The 19,186-nt window shown below is 38.1% G+C and carries 15 protein-coding genes and 1 tRNA gene; 9 read left to right on the top strand and 7 right to left on the bottom strand.

The genetic code is table 11. The annotated features are described in order from the left end of the window. Positions 1–55 precede the first annotated feature (55 nt). Both lptF and lptG read left to right on the top strand, forming a co-directional pair. Positions 56–1,156: an LPS export ABC transporter permease LptF gene (gene lptF / locus BTO21_RS17985; protein WP_045027899.1), complete on the top strand. Its 1,101-nt coding sequence runs from the start codon at positions 56–58 to the stop codon at positions 1,154–1,156. Continuing rightward, a complete protein-coding gene (lptG, locus tag BTO21_RS17980) occupies positions 1,156–2,229 on the top strand; it encodes an LPS export ABC transporter permease LptG (protein ID WP_045027897.1) in 1,074 nt (357 codons plus the stop codon). Before lptF ends, lptG begins: the two co-directional genes overlap by 1 nt. Before the next feature lie 62 nt (positions 2,230–2,291). Here the strand turns inward: lptG and BTO21_RS17975 are convergent, their stop codons facing one another. After that, positions 2,292–2,783, bottom strand: coding sequence for an RDD family protein (locus tag BTO21_RS17975; protein ID WP_045027896.1), 492 nt, complete (start codon positions 2,781–2,783; stop codon positions 2,292–2,294). A gap of 243 nt (positions 2,784–3,026) precedes the next feature. On the opposite strand from BTO21_RS17975, the gene BTO21_RS17970 reads away from it, so the two are divergent. Further along, a tRNA-Leu gene (locus BTO21_RS17970) sits at positions 3,027–3,111 on the top strand. A gap of 250 nt (positions 3,112–3,361) precedes the next feature. On the opposite strand, the gene BTO21_RS17960 is transcribed toward BTO21_RS17970, so the two are convergent. Next, complete coding sequence (locus tag BTO21_RS17960; RefSeq protein ID WP_045027892.1) at positions 3,362–4,696, bottom strand: hypothetical protein; 1,335 nt, start codon at positions 4,694–4,696, stop codon at positions 3,362–3,364. A gap of 295 nt (positions 4,697–4,991) precedes the next feature. Between BTO21_RS17960 and BTO21_RS17955 the strand changes: the two genes are divergently transcribed. Then, positions 4,992–5,858 (top strand): PA4780 family RIO1-like protein kinase, encoded by an 867-nt coding sequence (locus BTO21_RS17955; protein ID WP_045027888.1) that lies wholly within the window; start codon positions 4,992–4,994, stop codon positions 5,856–5,858. Between the two features lie 78 nt (positions 5,859–5,936). On the opposite strand, the gene BTO21_RS17950 is transcribed toward BTO21_RS17955, so the two are convergent. Further along, a complete protein-coding gene (locus BTO21_RS17950) occupies positions 5,937–6,617 on the bottom strand; it encodes a 2'-5' RNA ligase family protein (protein WP_201798366.1) in 681 nt (226 codons plus the stop codon). A gap of 516 nt (positions 6,618–7,133) precedes the next feature. Here BTO21_RS17950 and BTO21_RS17945 point away from each other — a divergent pair. From BTO21_RS17945 to BTO21_RS17930, 4 genes are all read left to right on the top strand, one after another. Continuing rightward, positions 7,134–9,134: an oxidoreductase gene (locus BTO21_RS17945; RefSeq protein WP_045027887.1), complete on the top strand. Its 2,001-nt coding sequence runs from the start codon at positions 7,134–7,136 to the stop codon at positions 9,132–9,134. A 253-nt stretch (positions 9,135–9,387) separates the two neighbouring features. Then, positions 9,388–9,852, top strand: a complete 465-nt coding sequence (locus BTO21_RS17940; protein ID WP_045027885.1) for a DUF302 domain-containing protein — start codon at positions 9,388–9,390, stop codon at positions 9,850–9,852. An 11-nt stretch (positions 9,853–9,863) separates the two neighbouring features. Then, entirely contained in the window at positions 9,864–10,544 is a 681-nt protein-coding gene (locus tag BTO21_RS17935; protein WP_045027884.1) for a hypothetical protein, read from the top strand. Further along, positions 10,544–11,053, top strand: a complete 510-nt coding sequence (locus BTO21_RS17930) for an RNA polymerase sigma factor (protein WP_232573179.1) — start codon at positions 10,544–10,546, stop codon at positions 11,051–11,053. Before BTO21_RS17935 ends, BTO21_RS17930 begins: the two co-directional genes overlap by 1 nt. Positions 11,054–11,133: 80 nt before the next feature. On the opposite strand, the gene cadA is transcribed toward BTO21_RS17930, so the two are convergent. From cadA to BTO21_RS17915, 3 genes are all read right to left on the bottom strand, one after another. Next, a complete protein-coding gene (cadA, locus tag BTO21_RS17925; RefSeq protein WP_045027880.1) occupies positions 11,134–13,266 on the bottom strand; it encodes a lysine decarboxylase in 2,133 nt (710 codons plus the stop codon). Between the two features lie 89 nt (positions 13,267–13,355). Then, a complete protein-coding gene (cadB, locus tag BTO21_RS17920; RefSeq protein ID WP_045027879.1) occupies positions 13,356–14,705 on the bottom strand; it encodes a cadaverine/lysine antiporter in 1,350 nt (449 codons plus the stop codon). 457 nt (positions 14,706–15,162) lie between these two features. Beyond that, entirely contained in the window at positions 15,163–16,629 is a 1,467-nt protein-coding gene (locus BTO21_RS17915) for a winged helix-turn-helix domain-containing protein (protein WP_045027877.1), read from the bottom strand. A gap of 293 nt (positions 16,630–16,922) precedes the next feature. Here BTO21_RS17915 and lysS point away from each other — a divergent pair, with 293 nt between their 5' ends. Then, positions 16,923–18,428: a lysine--tRNA ligase gene (gene lysS / locus BTO21_RS17910; RefSeq protein WP_045027875.1), complete on the top strand. Its 1,506-nt coding sequence runs from the start codon at positions 16,923–16,925 to the stop codon at positions 18,426–18,428. Positions 18,429–18,524: 96 nt separating this feature from the next. Here lysS and tsgA read toward each other — a convergent pair. Continuing rightward, positions 18,525–19,186: MFS transporter TsgA (gene tsgA, locus BTO21_RS17905; protein ID WP_105026965.1), on the bottom strand; the 662-nt coding region annotated here is incomplete at its 5' end.

Genomic DNA, 19,186 nt, shown 5'->3' with positions numbered 1-19,186 from the left:
CGAAAAACTATAGTGATTCCATCAAAAAAACAAGTTTTCTATGGGAATATAACGCGTGATTATTGTTAGGTATTTGACGAGAGAGACAGTAAAAAGCCAATTAGCAGTACTTTTTGTGCTTTTTCTTGTCTTTATTAGCCAAAAGTTCATTCGCATTTTAGCACAAGCGACCGATGGTTCGATTCCGAGCAATCTGATCATTACTTTAATGGGACTTTCTATTCCAGCAATGGCATTGTTAATGTTACCGCTGAGTTTATATATTGGTATTTTGCTCACCTTTGGCCGCTTGTACGCTGAAAGCGAAATTACTGTGATGAGTGCCACTGGTATGGGGAATAAGTTTCTTATTCGCGCTGCACTAGCATTGGCATTGATTACCGGATCGATAGCAACGGCGAATTCATTATGGGTTGCGCCGTGGGCTCAAAATAAAATTGAACAAGTAACAGATCAAGCCAAAGCGGATCCAGGCTTAAATATGTTAGTTAAAGGCACTTTCCAAATGACCCCAAATGGCTCAGGGGTGGTGTTTGTTAATAACATTACAGATAAAGGTTCCAAACTGCATCATGTGTTTGTGGCGCAATTAAAAGCCCAAGATTCATTGCAACCAAGCGTTATGGTGGCGGAACGTGGTTTTGTGACAGAACAAACTGATGGTCGCCAAATGTTAGATTTACAGCATGGTACCCGTTATGAAGGGGTACCGACTCAGCTTAATTATGGCATTACACATTTTGATGATTATCAAGCCTTAATTGGGCAACGTAAAGTAAAGCAAGGCTCCCGTGATTGGGAAGCGAAAACCACCGCTGAATTGTTAAAAGATCCAAGTTTAGCCGCTACCGCAGAACTACAGTGGCGGTTATCGTTAATTTTATGTATTCCGTTATTGGTTATGATTGTGGTGCCGTTGTCAGCGGTCAATCCTCGTCAAGGACGATTTGCTAAATTAGCGCCAGCAGTATTAATTTATTTAGCGTATTTCCTAGCAATATCATCCGCAAAATCTGCGATTGAAGATGGTTTTATTCCTGGGTGGATGGGAATGTGGCCGATTAATATTGGCGCTTTATTGATCGCGATTGGTTTAAATAGCTGGGATAGCTTACCGGTTCGACGCCTCAAAGATAAATTACGGAGACGCGGTTAATGTTTAAAATTCTCGACTGGTATATTGGCCGAACTATTATCGCGACATCGGCATTAACCTTATCAACCTTGGTGGGGTTATCTGCCATCATTAAATATGTTGAGCAGTTACGTAAAGTGGGTGAGGGCAGTTACGATCTGCTGAAAGCGTTATATTTTGTATTATTATCCATGCCACAAGACATTGTGACATTTTTCCCGATGGCAGTATTGTTGGGGGCATTAATCGGCTTAGGGATGTTGGCATCAAGCTCTGAGTTAGTGGTAATGCAAGCGTCAGGTTTTTCTAAGTTAGACATTGGCTTATCAACCCTAAAAACAGCTGTACCATTAATGATCATTGTGACGTTATTAGGTCAATGGGGCGCACCACAAGCGCAAAAAGCAGCGCGTGAACTTCGTGCATTGTGGATCAGCGGTGGCAGTATGCTATCGGTGCAAAGTGGTGTGTGGGCAAAAGATGATAATGACTTTATTTATCTGGGTCGTGTGCACGATAAAAATCAAATTGATGTAGTGAATATTTGGCAATTTGATAACCAAGATAAACTACTTGATGTGTTATCGGCAAAAACCGCAACTTATGACGCCAAGCTTGGCTGGACGATGCAGAATGTTACCGTAACCAATATGACTAATCCTGCTCAGATTACAAATGTTCATTACGACACTAAAAAATGGCAAACCACATTAACGCCCGATAAGTTAGCCGTTGTAACCGTTAAACCGGAAGAGTTATCGCTTTCTGGGTTATATGATTATGTTGGTTATTTAAAAGAATCGAAGCAAGATGCTGTACGTTATGAATTGGCGTTTTGGCGTAAAGCACTGCAACCCGTCTCTATTGCAGTAATGATGTTATTAGCATTGTCGTTTGTGTTTGGACCGTTGCGTTCTGTCACCATGGGCGCAAGGGTGTTATCTGGGGTTATCTTTGGATTTGCGTTTTATATTTCCAATGAAGTGTTTGGACCAATGAGCTTAGTCTATAACTTACCGCCGATAGTTGGCGCGCTTGCGCCAAGTCTGGTGTTTTTAGCGATCACTATTTATTTACTCCGCCGTAAATTATAGCGATTAAAAAAGGAGCCGCATGGCTCCTTTTTTATTGGCATTGTTTTGTATCGTACGTAGGGTTAGTGCACTTCTGTCGTCACGATCATTTCGCATTCTGCCATAATATCTTGCATTGAACGGCGCTTATTATTAAAGGCCATTAAGTTACCTAAACCAAATGCAGAAGTCGCTATACGAATAAAAGCTTGGGTGATTTTAATATGAGAGCCATCTTTATTTTGAAGCTTTAGTTTCCATGCTCGCATTCCTAGAGTTTGACCAGCCTGAGTCCAAAAATAACTATAAAAACCAATAATAACCATGGCAAGATAAGCACTGTATAACGCACTAGCTGTCGGGTCAGAGATTATATAATCACTGGCATCTAGGTAGTTGCCTAACGTCAGTACACCAAAATGAAGGAGTGCCGCAACCATTGCCATCGCAACCGCACCAGCAACCATTAAAATAGCCGCGACGATAAGAGTATCGTAGAACCAAGCGCCTAAACGACGTAATAAGCTTGGATATTGGTGTGAAGGTTTAGTCGGTTGCGGTTTGATTTTCTTCATGATGGTTCCTGTATCAATAATAGTTGAACAAATCCTTATGGGCGGCAGTGTAGCAGTAAACTAATTGCGAATGAATGCACTAAATTGCTACAAAATATATTCATCGATCACATTACATAGTGGTTTGATTACCATCAATAAAATCAAGATAGTTTGAAAAATCAGCGCTTGAGTATTTATATGATAAATGTTCTGGATTAGTACTTGCGCATCAACATGATATCCGTATAATAGCCGCCATAAGCCCGAGTGGTGAAATTGGTATACACGACGGATTCAAAATCCGTTTCCTTCGGGAGTGACGGTTCAAGTCCGTCCTCGGGCACCAAATTTCAGAAGAAAGCCTCAATCGCAAGATTGGGGCTTTTTTTGTGCCTCATCGTCATTCAAAATTTCTTAAGTTCGCTTTTCACCTTGTCATCAATCAAAGGAAAGCGGGTTTAAGTCCCCAATTTATTGTTTATTACCTTTATGTATTTATTGTCTTTGATAAAGTGATCATGATTGTTGATATAAAAAGGCCCCAACTAAACGTTGAGGCGCATATATCTGTAGCTTAGTGATTTTGACTACTTCAATTAAAATACAGAATAGGGAATGATCACTTGCAAGCGAACATCGGTTTCATCTCTACCAGCAGTAGCTGATTTAATTTCGTCACGGGTTAACCAGGTGCTATGTAATTGCACTACGCTGCCTTTTAATGTGCCTTGTTGTAAGGTGTAACCAACAGTGCCATTTATGGCGGCTTCGTTGTTATAACCCACTTTAGCACTGTCCATTCCTGAACCATAGCCTAAGCCCATGTAGTAGTTCCAACCATTGCCAGCATTAAAAGATAAGCGGTTATACAGCGAGACTTCTCCTGACTGGTTCCAATCAGAGAGTGCATCCCAAAACTGAGACCAACTACCATTATTCATGGCGTAGGTATAAATAGTACGTGGCACAATTTCAGTACCGTTATTACTATTAGCGTACCTTAACTGTGATAACCAACTCCATTGACCATGATTCATATTCAATGATAGCCCACTCATATAACCTAAACCGTTATATTTAATCTTGTCGTTAACGCCATAAAAATCAGCTGCAAGTTGAATATTAGGGTTCAGTTGATAGCGAGTGTAGATCTTATAGGAGGTTGGATTAACGCTGCGAGTTGTATCGCTATAACGAACATCCATCGCTTGACCAATACCAAGATTATAAGAAAAATCACCGAAGCTGTTTTCATAACCTAATGAGTGAATATAATTCCATTGGGTATTTGCCCAACCAACGTAATCATCCTCACTGAGTAGCCATGGTGCGGTGTATTTATCAGCCCAGAAGTAGGTTAACTTACCCCCGTCAATATGAGCGTTCAGTTCTAAACCTCGGTAAGTACCTGGTACAAATGACCAGACGTTACCGATTGTGCCGTTGCCTGTTGATTGAATTAAACCAATTTTGCCGCTAAAAAGATCGTGGTATTTAAATTTGACCGCCGCAGTATAAAGTTTGAGATGTGGACCATTACCCGCCCCCCAATCTTGGTTGTGTGATAATGAAATTTCATTGGATAAATATTCATTATTATCATTTTGGATACTGTTGTTATAAACATCACCGGCTAAATAGCCTGCAACATCTACTCCGATAAAATTATCATAATAGCCAGAATTAAAATCAATAATGGCATTGTAGGCTGAATAATTTAACCGACCATAAGCATCAAACGCTGAGTTGTCATTACGAGAACGAACTCGAGTATCACTGATTAATTTAATATTTAATGATGAATTATTTATAAATTGATTATTGATTGAGGTATTGGTTGGTGTTTGTGCTATTGCTAGTGGTGAAAGAGCAAGGGTGCTCATGATTACTACCGCGAGTAATGATTTTTGGGGTAATAAGCCATTTTTCATGTGATTTCTCATTATTTTTTTTATTTTTAAATCAGTCACCATCGACAGATGGTGTTTTATTGAGACTAATAATGAAAGGAGCTTAAGGTGAAAGATACATTGAAGATTGGAATTTTATGTTGTTGTATTTAATGATTAATAATCTAATTTTAACGCTGTGATCTGCATGTTAACTTTGATGGTTATTTGAGCTATTGAGAAATAACCATCATCAATACTTGTTAAAAATTTTCAGCTGGCGATAATGCGATATTATAAATAAGTATATTCCCAGTTACTGACAAATGTAGGTGTAATGAAGATTCCTCCACGATTACAACCCCTCGTTGAAGATGGTCTTGTTGATGACGTTTTATCTCAACTGATGAGCGGTAAAGAAGCCTCTGTGTATGTTGTTCGCAGTGGTGGTAAAATTTGTTGCGCTAAAGTCTATAAAGAAATTGATCAGCGCAGTTTTAAAAAAGCGGTAACTTACCGTGAAGGGCGTAAGGTACGTAACAGTCGCCGCGCTCGAGCAATGGAAAAAGGCTCTAAATTTGGCCGTGATGAGCAAGAAAAAGTATGGCAGCAGGCTGAAGTTGATGCACTGTCATTATTGCTAAAAGCCGATGTACGTGCTCCTATTCCTTATGGTTGTTTCGATGGCGTATTGTTAATGGAGCTGATTACAGATGCTGATGGCGCTGTTGCTCCACGTTTAAATGATATTACGTTGACCAAAGAGCAAGCCTTACGCGATCATGCGCTAATGATAAAGTATATCAAGCGTATGTTATGTATTGGTCTTATTCATGGCGACTTATCTGAATTTAATGTGCTGGTGGATGGTCAAGGGCCTGTCATTATTGATTTACCCCAAGCGGTAGATGCTTCTGCAAATAATAACGCTAAATGGATGTTTGAGCGTGATGTTAATAACATGGCCCAGTATTATGGTCGTTATGCGCCAGAAGTACTTGAAACTCAATACGGCAAAGAAATGTGGGCATTATTTCAAGCTGGTACGCTAACCCCAGAAACAGAATTAACTGGCGTATATATTGAAAGCGAGATTGATGCTGATATTGATGGCTTAATGGCTGAAATCAATGCGGTTATGGCAGAAGCTGAATTACGTCGAGCTCGTTTCATGGATGAAATAAATGAAGATGAAGGTGAGTAATCGCTATCATTATTTAGCTTGAAATAGCAAAGTGTTACATGAAAGCCTCAATCTTTGGTTGAGGCTTTTTTATCGGCGCTATTTAGCAAATGAGTAACGTGCAATCACCGCTTTAGCTTGGCCATTACTATTAACCGCTGCGATACCTATGCCTAGTGCTTTAAAGTTTACTGATTGAAATTTATCACCATAATCAGCCATAAATTGGGTCAGTTTTTGAGGATCAGACTGCGCTAATAAGGTGATATGTGGTTCAAAATTAGTAAAGACATTAGGACTGCCATAGCGCTGAAATGCAGCTAATTTTTCAGGGTAGTGGCTTACCCATGCTGGTACTTTAGGATCCATAGAACGCAAAGGTGAAACAGTAATAGCTGCGGTATCGGCTAAGCGTTGTAACTCACGAGTGTTACTGACCTTAAGCATTAGCCAGTCTCCCTTAGTACGTTCAATATGTTTGAGTGTTAAAGGAAATTGATGCCATTGATGAGCAAGTTGTTGGGCTTGTTGTTGGAGTAACTTGAGGTTTGTGGTTGGGTATTCGGTTAGATAGAGAGTGATATGTGGTAAATAACCTTGGCTATAAAGAGCAGATAGTTGGTGTTGTTTTAGTTGATTGCTAATTGTTGATACCGTTGTATCAACATTGTGACTTGGGATCAAAAACAGGTTATAGCTGGTTGCTGCTGGAGATGGACTCGCTAGTGCAGCTTGACTCAGGCTAACAAATGCCAGTGTTAATATGCATTTTTTAAGCACTTTAAGGCTCCCTAAGAAGTAAACAGTACAGTATTATATCCTTTGTAGGTATTGTTTTTTGTGGCAGCGCTAACAACATTAATCGTTAAATAATATCCATTAGCAATGCTTAAAATGATTCTATTAATCTGAATGGTCATATTTTTGAAAAATGGCTTTGTCTGGTTTTATAGATGTTCCCGATCATTATTTACTGATGATGGATATTTTTAATGTAAACAGTAACCAATCCCCTCGATAAGTATTAGGTTAGCGTGGTCGCATTGTGATAGGGATATCTATCCAAGCCTATATCCTTACTTTATACAATGATTTATGGCTGTTTAAGTAACAATGGTCTCAAAGTCGGTATTAATGACGACTTTACTTAGTAAGGTAATAATAACTAATATTATTGTCATACAAAAAGTAATCGTTATGACATATAGGCATAACAAACATGCATTTAATACACTTAATTAATAGGGTTTTTACTTTTAGACTTTGGGCAATGTTGATTAACGCAAAAGCCTAACAATGAATAGATCAGAACTCTTTACACCAATGAAAATTGGTAGCGTAACTATTAAAAACCGAATCGTAATGGAACCTATGGGTCTGATGGGACTTGCTGGTCGTGAAGGCGAATTTAATCAACGCGCTGCTGATTATTTTGTTGAAAGAGCGAAGGGCGGTGTTGGTCTTATTATTACGGGTTTTACGAAGGTAGAAAATGAAATTGAACGCATGAAAATGCCGACATTTACCTGTGTAACTCATAACCCTACTGCTTTTGAAAATTCATGTTATGAAATGATTGAGCGTGTGCATTCTTATGGCGCAAAAATATTTTTGCAAGTATCAGCAGGTCTTGGGCGTGTAGCGAAGCCAACGTTACTTGAAACTCAGCCAGTGGCACCAACAGCAGTACCAAATTATTGGGATCCAGAAGTGATGTGCCGTGCGTTAACAACTGAAGAAGTTGAGCGCATTATCTCTCGTTTTGAAGAAGCGGCGGCAATTGCTAAAAAAGTCGGTTTTGACGGTATCGAATTGCATGCAGTTCACGAGGGGTATTTAGCCGATCAGTTTACCATGTCAGTGTTTAACAAAGATCGAACTGATCGCTTTAATGGTGATTTAGAGCAACGTGCTACTTTTCCTATTGAAATATTGAAAGCGATTCGTCGTGGTGCGGGTGAAAACTACCCCGTTACCGTACGTTATAGTATTCGTTCTTTTATCAAAGAATTAGGTAAAGGCGGTATTAATGTTGCGGCTAAAGAATCTGGTCGTGATACTGAAGAAGGTCTTGAATTAGCAAAGATCCTTGAAAAAGCCGGTTATGATGGCTTTAATGCTGATACTGGCTCTTATGATGCATGGTATTGGGCCCACCCACCGCTATATGCTAAAGATGGTCTATACCTTCCGTTTGTAAAAAAACTCAAAGATGTGGTAAATGTGCCTATCATTATGGGCGGTAAGATGGGTGATCCTCAACTTGCTCAAGACTCAATTAAAAACGGTTCAATTGACTTTGTAGGCCTAGCACGTCCGTTATTGACTGATCCTGAGTGGCCAAATAAGGTCATGAAAAATCGAGAAGAGCAAATTCGTCCCTGCATCGGTTGTCATGATGGCTGCTTACAACGTATTTTCAACCATAAGCCAATTTCATGTTCAGTGAACCCTGCTTGTGGTCGTGAAAAAATTTACAGTATTGAAAAAGCACTAGAGCCTAAACGTGTGATCGTGATCGGTGGCGGTATTGCAGGTCTTGAAAGTGCTCGAGTAGCAAAACTTGCAGGTCACGAAGTGAAGCTATTTGAAAAATCAGATCAAATTGGTGGCCATATTTATGAAGCTGCCGCACCTGATTTTAAAAAAGCCGATGAGAAATTGCTTGATTGGTACCGTGTTGAACTAGAGCGACTTGCTGTACCAATGTATTTAAATACCATTATTGATAAAGACTCAAAAGAGTTAGATGATGCGCAAGCGGTGATCATTGCGACAGGCTCTGTGCCTGTGCGTTTACGCAATATCGAAGGTATTGATGAACCACAAATTTGCAGCGCAGATGATATTTTATTAGCCAAAAAGCCTGTTGGCGATAACGTGGTGATTATCGGTGGTGGTTTAGTGGGTTGTGAAGTTGCACTATGGCTGAAAAACCAAGGCAAGCAAGTAACCGTGGTTGAATACCTCGCCAAAGTTATGGATGGCGGTGCTGATACTAACTGGGCCAACAAATCAATGCTGCTTGATTTAATGGAAGAAGCACAAGTTAACATTATGACCAGCAGTAAGTTTGTTGGTTATAAAAATGGCCATGCGCATATCGAAACTGCTACTGGTGTTAAAGAAATAGTTGCAGATAATGTTTGTATTGCCGTCGGTTATTCAAGCGTTAACGATCTCCATGATGAGATTTTAAGTCGTGGTAAAGATACCTACCTTATTGGTGATGCACGTAAAGTGTCAAATATCATGAATGCGGTTTGGGATGCTTATGAAGTCGCACGTAATATTTAGACCATGATGTCGCTGTATTTATAAAGACACGTTAGTTTGATTAATGATTAATCCGAGTATATTTATATACTCGGATTTTTTTATGCTTAAAATTTAAAAAAATTAATTGTTAATATTATAAGTATCAATTAGTTATATTTTATTTTTGTGATAAATGAAAAAAAGATGAAATATATTGAATCCTTTTGGTGATCTCATTGCTCTTTAAAGTAGAAACAAATTATTTTACTTACTATCAATAAGGTGACACCAAATGAAAACAAAAAATATTTTACTATCAACGCTAATGAGTGCGGTATTCTTTATGGCAAGTCAAAGTGCTATTGCGGCTCCTGTTACCTCATTTACCAAAGTAGAATCGCAACAAACATTTACCGAGACTACAGCTGCGATACAAACAGCAACCAGTCGTCATCAAATGATGGTGATGGGGAAAATAGATCAAGGTAAGGTGTTATCAATGACAGGGTTAGATTTAAAAGGAACGAGCTTTTTAATTGGTAATCCTGAAATGGCGAAAAAAGTATTTAGTATGAATCCAGCTGCGGGTGCGGTGTTACCGTTACGTTTATACGTATGGAATCAAAATAATAAAACATGGATTGGATGGTTTAACCCTGCAGAACAACTTGGCATGATCTCGCCTAAATTAGTCATGCCAGGCCAAATGTTAGAAAAGAAAATTATGAATATTGCTACTCAAGCAGCAACTAAATAAGGCAATAAGTCATGCAGCGATTAAAGCTATCAAATAGTCGTGATGTAACGTTAATATTAATAGCTGTAGTCGCGGCATCTATTTCTCCTCTTGCGTTTACGTTATCTGCCACGGGTTTGTATACCTTTCATTGGCTAGGTGTTCATACCATTGTTCCTGCAGTATTAGTATGGTTTAGTATTCTAATTTACGCAGCATGGTCGTCTAATAAGTCATTGGTTAACTTGATGTTGTTATCCATTCTAGCAGGCGGTGCTGGTACTGTTAGTATGGAAATAGTCAGAAGTATTGGCTTTAGTTATTTTCATGCAATGCCTGGCTCTTTACCGATGTTGATGGGAGTTAAACTCACAGACCAATTTATGGTTGGACCTAATTGGTGGTCAAACATGGTCGGTTGGGGAGATCATTTCTGGAATGGGATTGGATTTACTTTTATTTATTTAGCTCTGGTTGGTAAAAGCAAGGGTAGGTGGTGGCTTGGAGTCTTATTTTCCATTGCGGTTGGCACGACATTTATGGTTAGCCCGGTAATGAATATTCTAGGTGTTGGTTATTTCGGCCATCAATTTGCTCCCATTGCTTTTCCTGTAACGGTCTACTTAGCCCATATTGCATGGGGAGTGACATTTGGATTCATTGCTCAGCATAGTAATAAAATTATCGCGTCATTTTATGTAAGAGGAATCTGATGATGGATGATCGCTACTTTTTAATCGAAGAAGCCCGTAATGGTAATCAACAAGCGACTGAAAAATTGTTGGTTAATTGGCAACCGACATTAAAAAAAATGGCATTTAAACAATGTTCGTTGAATGATGTTGATGATGCAGTACAAGAATCTCTTGCAATTATTTGGCGGCGCATTGGTACTTTAAAAACAGTGGAAGCATTTCCAGGCTGGTTATTTATTATTGTCAAAAGAGAATGCGCCAAATTAATGAAGCAAACGCATAAGTTAGATGAAATGCCCGATGATTACCAAGAGCTATTTTCTTATTATTCAAATAATGATTTACGGTTAGATCTTATTGCGGCTATTCACTCTTTACCTGATAAATATCGTGCGGTTATTTTATTAAGGGACTTAGAAGAGCTTTCTATTGGTGAAATTGCAGACAAATTATTATTAACCAGAATGGCGGTTAAAAGTCGGATTCATCGCGGTCGACTTATGATTCAAGAATATATGGCCAAGTAATTATTATTTATTACATTGATTTTAAAAGGCCTAATTAAATGAATAATTAGGCCTTTTTTTATTGGTTAGTCACGTAGGTACTAGCGCTTGATCACTTTCACTTTGTAAACACCATCAACGTTGTAAACACCGTGGATGTCAGTTTCAAAGCCTGGGAAGTGATTACCAATTTCACATAGCATTTCAAGAAAATCTAATACTGGGCGAGATTGCTCAGTCACCATTTCACCAGGAAGCACAACAGGTACGCCTGGAGGATAAGGTAGGATCATATTAGCACTGATTTCATTAACCATTTCTGCTAATGGGATCTCACGAACCTCACCACGTAGTTCTTGCTGCCATGCATCATGTGGTGTCATCTTCATTTCTGGTAACACATCAAATGCTTTGTACATTAGTTCTGGCAATTGGTATTTCACTGTTAGGTCGTGAATACCTTGAGCAAGATCTTGTACACGCATATTAGTGTAGAACTGAGGATCTTCTTTAAATAGCGATGGTAAGAATGACTTAATGGTCATGTTACGATCATAGCCACGTTTAAACTCAGTTAGAGCACGTAGTAGCTGCATTGCTTTTGGCTTATCGATACCGATAGAGAACAAGAACAATAGGCTGTATGGACCAGTTTTTTCAACTACGATACCATGTTGATCAAGGAATTTAGCCACAAGTGATGCTGGAATACCTGAAGCATCAAGTTCGCCATCTTCGTTCATCCCTGGGGTTAAGAGGGTGATCTTAATGGGATCAAGGAACATATGATCTTCATCGATGTTTTTGAAACCATGCCATTTTTCATTAGGTTTTAGGTTCCAACATTCAGTAGTATCGATGTTTTCTGGTTGCCATACATCAAAGAACCAACCGTCACATTCTGAACGTAATTTTTTGATTTCTTTACGGAAACGAATAGCGCGATCAATTGAGTCTTGAATTAAACGACGACCTGCGTTGCCGTGCATCATAGCTGCAGAAATTTCAGCAGACGCCACAATACCGTATTGTGGTGATGTTGAAGTGTGCATCATGAATGCTTCGTTGAAAGATTCTTCTTCAAGCTGACCTTTAACGTGGATCATTGAAGCTTGTGAGAATGCTGCCAATAATTTATGGGTTGATTGGGTTTCATAGAACACTTTACCCGGCATTGCTTCACCACTCATACCACACTTACCTTCGTAAATAGGGTTAAAGTTAGTGTAAGGTACCCAAGCACTGTCAAAGTGAATGAACTTAGTATCCAATGATTCTTTGATAAATTGGGTGTTATAGAACAAACCGTCATAAGTTGAGTTTGTAATAACCGCATAGCCAGGTTTAGTTGCACCAGGAGTGTTAGCCACTTTTTCAGCAATCACTTCACGGCTAAATTCACTCTTAGGAATACCACCTAAAATACCGTAAGCATTACGTGTTGGGCGGAAATAAATTGGCACAACATCTGTCATCATCATCATGTGAGTTAATGATTTATGACAGTTACGGTCAATCAGTACAGTGCTACCAGCAGGTGCTGAGAACATACCCACAATTTTGTTTGCAGTAGACGTACCGTTAGTCACAATGTAAGAACGATCCGCGTTAAACGTACGCGCAATGTACTCTTCAGCTTCTTTGTGAGGACCTGAGTGATCTAATAGCGAACCGAGTTCAGGCATTGAAATTGAAATATCAGCCTTGAAGGTATTCGCACCGTAAAAATCGTAGAAGATACTACCCACTGGGCTTTTATTAAATGCTGTACCTGACATGTGACCAGGCGTACAGAAAGTATATTTAGCTTCATCAACGTAGTTAAATAATGCTTTTGTTAGTGGTGGTAGAATACTGTCTTTGTAGTCTTCCGTTGCTTGCTCAATTTTATGCGCAATATCAGAAGCACTACCAAGGCAATATTCAAAGAAGTAAATATTTAAGCGTAGATCCGCTAAGTTAATATCTAAGGTTGAATGCTCGTTAGCAAATGCATATAACGGTAGTTTCTCGTTAATTTGGTTAATTTGCTGGCACAAGTCTAATGAGTAAGTATCCCAGTCAAAAATCACACCACTGATACGTGGATTCATTTCAAGTAGTTTCATTAAGTCTTTTTCATCAACAGGGTACACAGCCTTGTAGCCACGTGCTGCTAATGCTTGTTCTAATTCTTGAACTGGGTATTTTTTGAAGAATACACCTAAGTTATTTAAGATTGCTATGGTATTCATTGTTGAATATCTCCAGAGTAAACAAAGGCGCACCACTCCAGTTTGGGAGGTGTAATTGTGCGCCTGAATAATATTATGAGGGGGTTAATTTAGTGGGATTGTGCCACTTTATTTGCTTTTTCTTGTTCTAGTTGTAAGTGTTGACGGAAACCAAGCTTACGAGCGTAGAACATGAAGATAGCTAGCGAAACAACAAACGTTGCGGCTAATGCTGATGGATCTGCACCGATAAGTGCGATGAAACAGAAGATACATGCAACACCTGCAAATAACATCACAAATACATTGCGGGTAGTCATACCTTCGTAACGAATAAGGTTAACCGCTGAGTAGAAGTAAGGCAGCATAGTCAATAACACTGCATCAGAAGTTAAAATATCGAATAGGTTTGAAGCATGGCTATCACTTGAGCTAAAGAGAGTGATTGCGATCATCAGAATAGTCATCATCACAGAAGCAAGTACTAAGCCTTTTTTAGCAACACCGTTTTTATCTGTTTCACCAAAAACAGCAGGGAAGTTGCCATCACGAGCTGCACGTTTGCCAGCCTCACCGACCAACATCATCCAAGAACCTAGAGATGTAAAGCACGCTAAAGCGGTAAATGCTGCAACAAATGGAGCAGTCCAAGCACCAAAAATAGCGGTTGTTGCTAGTGCAAATGGTGCACCAGAAGCAGCTACTTCAGAAGCTGGGAACATACCAGCAATAACTTGGGTTGATAGAATATAGATAACACCCGCAATAATCGTACCAAGTAAGGTTGCTAACGGAACTGTTTTCTTAGGATTTTTTACCATACCAGAGGATACTGCGGCGGATTCAACACCCACAAATGACCATAGAGTGATCAATACAGCACTTACAATTGCATGAGAGTTTGAGCTGTGTGATGTATTCCAGTTTTGCATGTACGTTGTCGCATCAAAGTGACCCCAACCAACAACAGCAGTACCAACGATAGGAACAAGAATTAGTACTAGACCTAACGTACATAGACGACTTACCCATGAACCACCAAGTAAGTTAATAATGGTGAATACCCATACTGAAGCAATAGTTGCGATTGCCGCTGGAATAGTGTTATTCAAAATTGGGAAAAACACAGAAAGGTAAGATACCCCAGTGATTGCAATAGCAAGGTTACCAATCCAGTTTGCATGGTAATAAAGCACACCCGTTTGGAAACCAAAAGCAGGCGAAACTTCACCAGCGTAGGCAATTGGACCACCCTCTTGAGGGTTATTGGTTGCTAAGCGGGCGTAAACAAAAGCTAATGATAACGCGCCGACTAAACAAATAATCCAACTATAAATAGATATAGAACCGACTTTTGCTAATGTCGAGGGAAGCAGCGCAATACCACTACCCATCATATTACCAGCTACCACACCAGTACAGGCTACTAAGCCTATTTTTTTGGATGTATCGGACGACATGTAACAATCTCCAAAGAATACAATTATATTTAAAATGTTTATGTACGTTTAGCGTCATTAATAAGAATGTTTTTACTTTCAAATAATCAATGACGAGTAAGTTCGATGTAATCTACAGCAGATAGAAACGTTAATTAAATAACCTTCTACTCACAATTTTAAAATAATAAAATTGGTTTTTTTTTAATTTATTTTATTTTTAAGTTTAATTTAATCAATGCGTTACATTGATAGTGAAAAAATAATTTATTTATCAATAAAATAATTACTCGTTTATAATGGTTATAAACCTCAGATTGAGTGTTAATTTTAATTAGCATTGTAATGCTGCCATTGTTATGAGCAGTAAAAAAGTGCTACAGCTAAGGTCTATCATAAGATTTGAATAGCTAATCTTATTCAATGAATAATGAAACAAGCACAGTTGTTGTGTGATCAATACTATGACGTTATAAAACTAATGGCGGGGAGTGCCTTCTGTCGTATTTATTTGTGATATGAAAACGAGCTTTTCACATAGTATTCGTGTTTCTTGATCCGGGGATAAATACAGAGCCATACTATAATACTCATTAGCTTGTTGGTTTTTATGTGTCAATTCACTGATCTTACCTAATAATATATAGCGGAAAGCTGTATTTTGTTGCGACTGTGATTTTGCAAGAGACAAATAATGATAAGACGCTGCTAAATTACCTTGGTAAAGTTCATTAAGTGCTAAAGCATCATATATTTCAGTAGGTTCATGTTGTTTATTTAATGTGACATTTTTGACTAATACTTTACCATAATTCATTAGTGTTGGCATCGATGTTATTTTATTGTTAGTCGTAAGTAGGATCGCATAAGCAAGATATCGTTGTGCTAATAAGTAACTATTTTGAGGGTATGATTGAATAAGTGTGTTTATTTTTTCAATATAGTGAGTATTTGTTTGGTTATCAGTAGTGATAACAGTTGGTAACTCAAGGTAATCATACAATATGTCGGGGTTAGTAATAGCAATATAATACTGAGTTTGTTGGTGGTTATAATTAAGGGATTGTATTAAATCATTAAGTAGTTTTTCAATGATCAGATATGCGTTATTACTATCAAGGCTTAGATTTTTACGTAACATAATTGTTTTTGATATGTTATTAAACAATTCAATATGTAATTGATGGTGTTGATTAACGTATAGCGATAGCGTTTTACCTGCATTGGGTTGATGACTAAAACTACTGATGTAATTCGTCGACTTAAATAATGTGTCTTTGATTATATTTGCAAGTGAGTACAATTGATTGGTTGCTGATTGCGGTGCCGATACTATATTGATTAAACGAGGATTTAAGGCCGCAGTAGGAGGGGTAACTTTTTCGTTGCTCCAACTGATAAATACGAGTGTTATTAGTAGCATGGTTAGAATGCAGATATCGAAAAACCAATGGTTCCATTTAGCATTATCAACTGCTTTCGTTGTGGCCGATGGGGTTTCTTTTGCTGTATTGTTAAAAGCCCGTGTCATTGGTCCCGCTGGAAATGATGCATGAGTTGACACATCATTGGTATGTTCATGTGAAGAATGAAATTCTTCTAGCTTAAAACCAGTATTAGGATCGACATATATTTGTTGTACATCGATATCAAGCTTATAGCCTCGTTTGGGAATAGTAACAATCCAATGTTCTTCATCCATTTTTTTTAGTATTTTACGTAACTCAAAAATAGACTGTGTTACTACTTGTTCACTAACTACAGCACCATCCCAAACATTTTCAATCAGTTCGTCTCGTGTAAATACGATACCTTGATGCTTAGCTAAAAAAGCTAATAGTTTGGTTATCCTGGGTTCAATAATATAATTTTTACCTGATTTATATAAACAATTTTCTGTTGTAATTAATAACCAGTTATTTATTTTATAATTTACCCAAGCCATTTGGTTTCATTTCTATTGTTAATGATTGTGTTTAATTAATTCTATATTATTTGCTTTTATATATAGATGGAAATTATTAATCAAAGGCTAACTGTAATTTCATATTTCATTTTTAACCTAGAATAAAAGATATTTATTGCCTTTCTAATGTTTTGTGACGAATGTCACGTTTTTTATTTGGTGGTTATTTATTTTAAAGTAGGCCCATAATCGGGTTATAAATTTAGTTTTTTTAAATAAATATTCGAAACCTCTCTTTTTAATAAAACGATTAATTGATTAAAGGTAATATTATGTTAGAAAATGAAATTGATGAAAATAGGCTGATTGCGGAACGTCGAGCAAAACTTGATCATATAAGAAAAGGCAGTAAAGCAAATGGTCACCCAAATACTTTTCGTCGGTTGAAATTAGCAAATGAATTAATTACTGAGTTTGAAAATAAATCAAAAGAAGATTTAATTAATACCATTTATACCACCGCAGTTGCCGGTCGTATTATGGCAAAACGAGGACCATTCTTAGTATTACAGGATGTTTCTGGACGTATTCAAGTTTATGCGAGTAAAGAAGTACAAAAAGAATTAAAAGAAAAATATCACGGTTTAGATATTGGCGATATTATCGGTGTTAAAGGTCAACTATATCGTTCCGATCGTGGTGAGCTTTATGTCAATATGGATAGCTATGAGCTACAAACTAAAGCATTACGTCCATTACCTGAAAAATATCATGGTTTAACAGATCAAGAACAACGTTACCGTCAGCGCTATGTTGATTTGATCATTAATGAAGAATCTCGCAAGACAATGATTATGCGCTCTAAGGTGGTTGCAGCGATTCGTCAATTCATGATCAAACAGCAATTTATGGAAGTTGAAACCCCAATGATGCACCCAATTGCTGGCGGTGCTTCTGCTCGACCTTTTGTAACTCATCATAATGCGTTAGATATTGATATGTATCTTCGTATTGCACCAGAGCTTTACTTGAAGCGTCTTGTCGTTGGTGGTTTTGAGCGTGTGTTCGAAATTAACCGTAATTTCCGTAATGAAGGTTTATCGCCTCGCCATAATCCAGAATTTACCATGATGGAATTTTACATGGCATATTCTGATTATAATGATCTGATTGATTTTACAGAAAGCTTATTAAGTACTATTGCTAAAGATCTTTGTGGTAACACAGCCCTACCTTATGGTGAGCATGTTATTGAGTTTAATGGTCCTTATACTCGTATGACAATGCTAGCGGCAATTCAGCACTACACTAAAGACAATGCGCGTATTCAAGCGTTAACCTATGATGATGTTAAAAATCGTCAATTAATGGCAGATATTGCACGTGAAGTTGGCTTAACGGTTGAACCATTCTGGACTTGTGGTCAGTTATTAGAGGAAATCTTTGGTGAAACGGCTGAACCTCAGCTAATTCAACCGACCTTTATTACTGGCTACCCTGCTGACATTTCCCCATTAGCACGTCGCAGTAATGAAGATTCATTCTTAACTGATCGCTTTGAGTTTTTTGTTGGTGGTCGTGAAGTTGCCAATGGCTTCTCTGAGCTTAATGATGCTCAGGACCAAGACGCACGCTTTAAAGCACAGATGGACGCTAAAGACGCTGGCGATGATGAAGCCATGCAGTATGATGAAGATTATATCCGTGCGCTAGAGTTTGGCTTACCACCAACAGCGGGTGAAGGGATTGGTATTGATCGCTTAGTGATGTTATTTACTAACGCACATACTATTCGTGATGTGATTTTATTCCCATCAATGCGCCCTAGTAATAATTAAACAATAAATAGATAAAGCAGAGTGGTCTCTGCTTTTATTTAGTTATAAAAAAAGCCTCATAATGAAATGAGGCTTTTTTATTGGTTAGCGTTTTAGCTAGTGATCAGCATGACCATGAAGACGATGTTTAGTCACAAAACCGACCAAGATACACATTACAAATACTGCAGCGTAAAGACCATTAGCAGTAACTAGAGCTGCGTGTGCGCCATAGTTTTTAACAATAGGACTTGTTACCACGAAAGTTAACATGGTACCGATTGTGCCGCATAACAAAATAAAGTTAACCAATTTTGGTGATGATACTTTGGTTTGTTGTGAGCCTAAAGTAAGGATCGTGGTGTAAATTGCACTACTGATAAAGCCTAGTGCTGAAATAATGTAGATAAGGTTATGTGGGTCAGTATCTTTATTAAATAGATACATTAGCACAGTGGCTAATCCAGATAAAACAACCACAAAATAATGCAGGTCGAATTTTTTCAGTAATGCACTGAAAATCCACATACCAATCATATAAGCACCCCAGAAGTAACTGACTAATTGGCTAGCATCACTAATCGATAAGCCTAGTTTTTGGGTTGCATACTCAGGGATCCAAGAAATAAAGCCAAGTTGACCTAGGATGTAACATAAAGCAGCAATCGCTAGAAATAGAACGCCTAATCCCCATTTTTCTTTTGGTTCATTAGTCGCTGCTTCTTGTGGTGCATCTTTACCTAATACTGGGAATGTAGATATTAAGGCTAATATGAAAA

The organism is Photobacterium phosphoreum (genome assembly GCF_002954725.1).
Taxonomy (GTDB): domain Bacteria; phylum Pseudomonadota; class Gammaproteobacteria; order Enterobacterales; family Vibrionaceae; genus Photobacterium; species Photobacterium phosphoreum.
The sequence above is the reverse complement of the archived record's forward strand: the minus strand, read 5'-3'. Positions and strand labels throughout refer to the sequence as shown.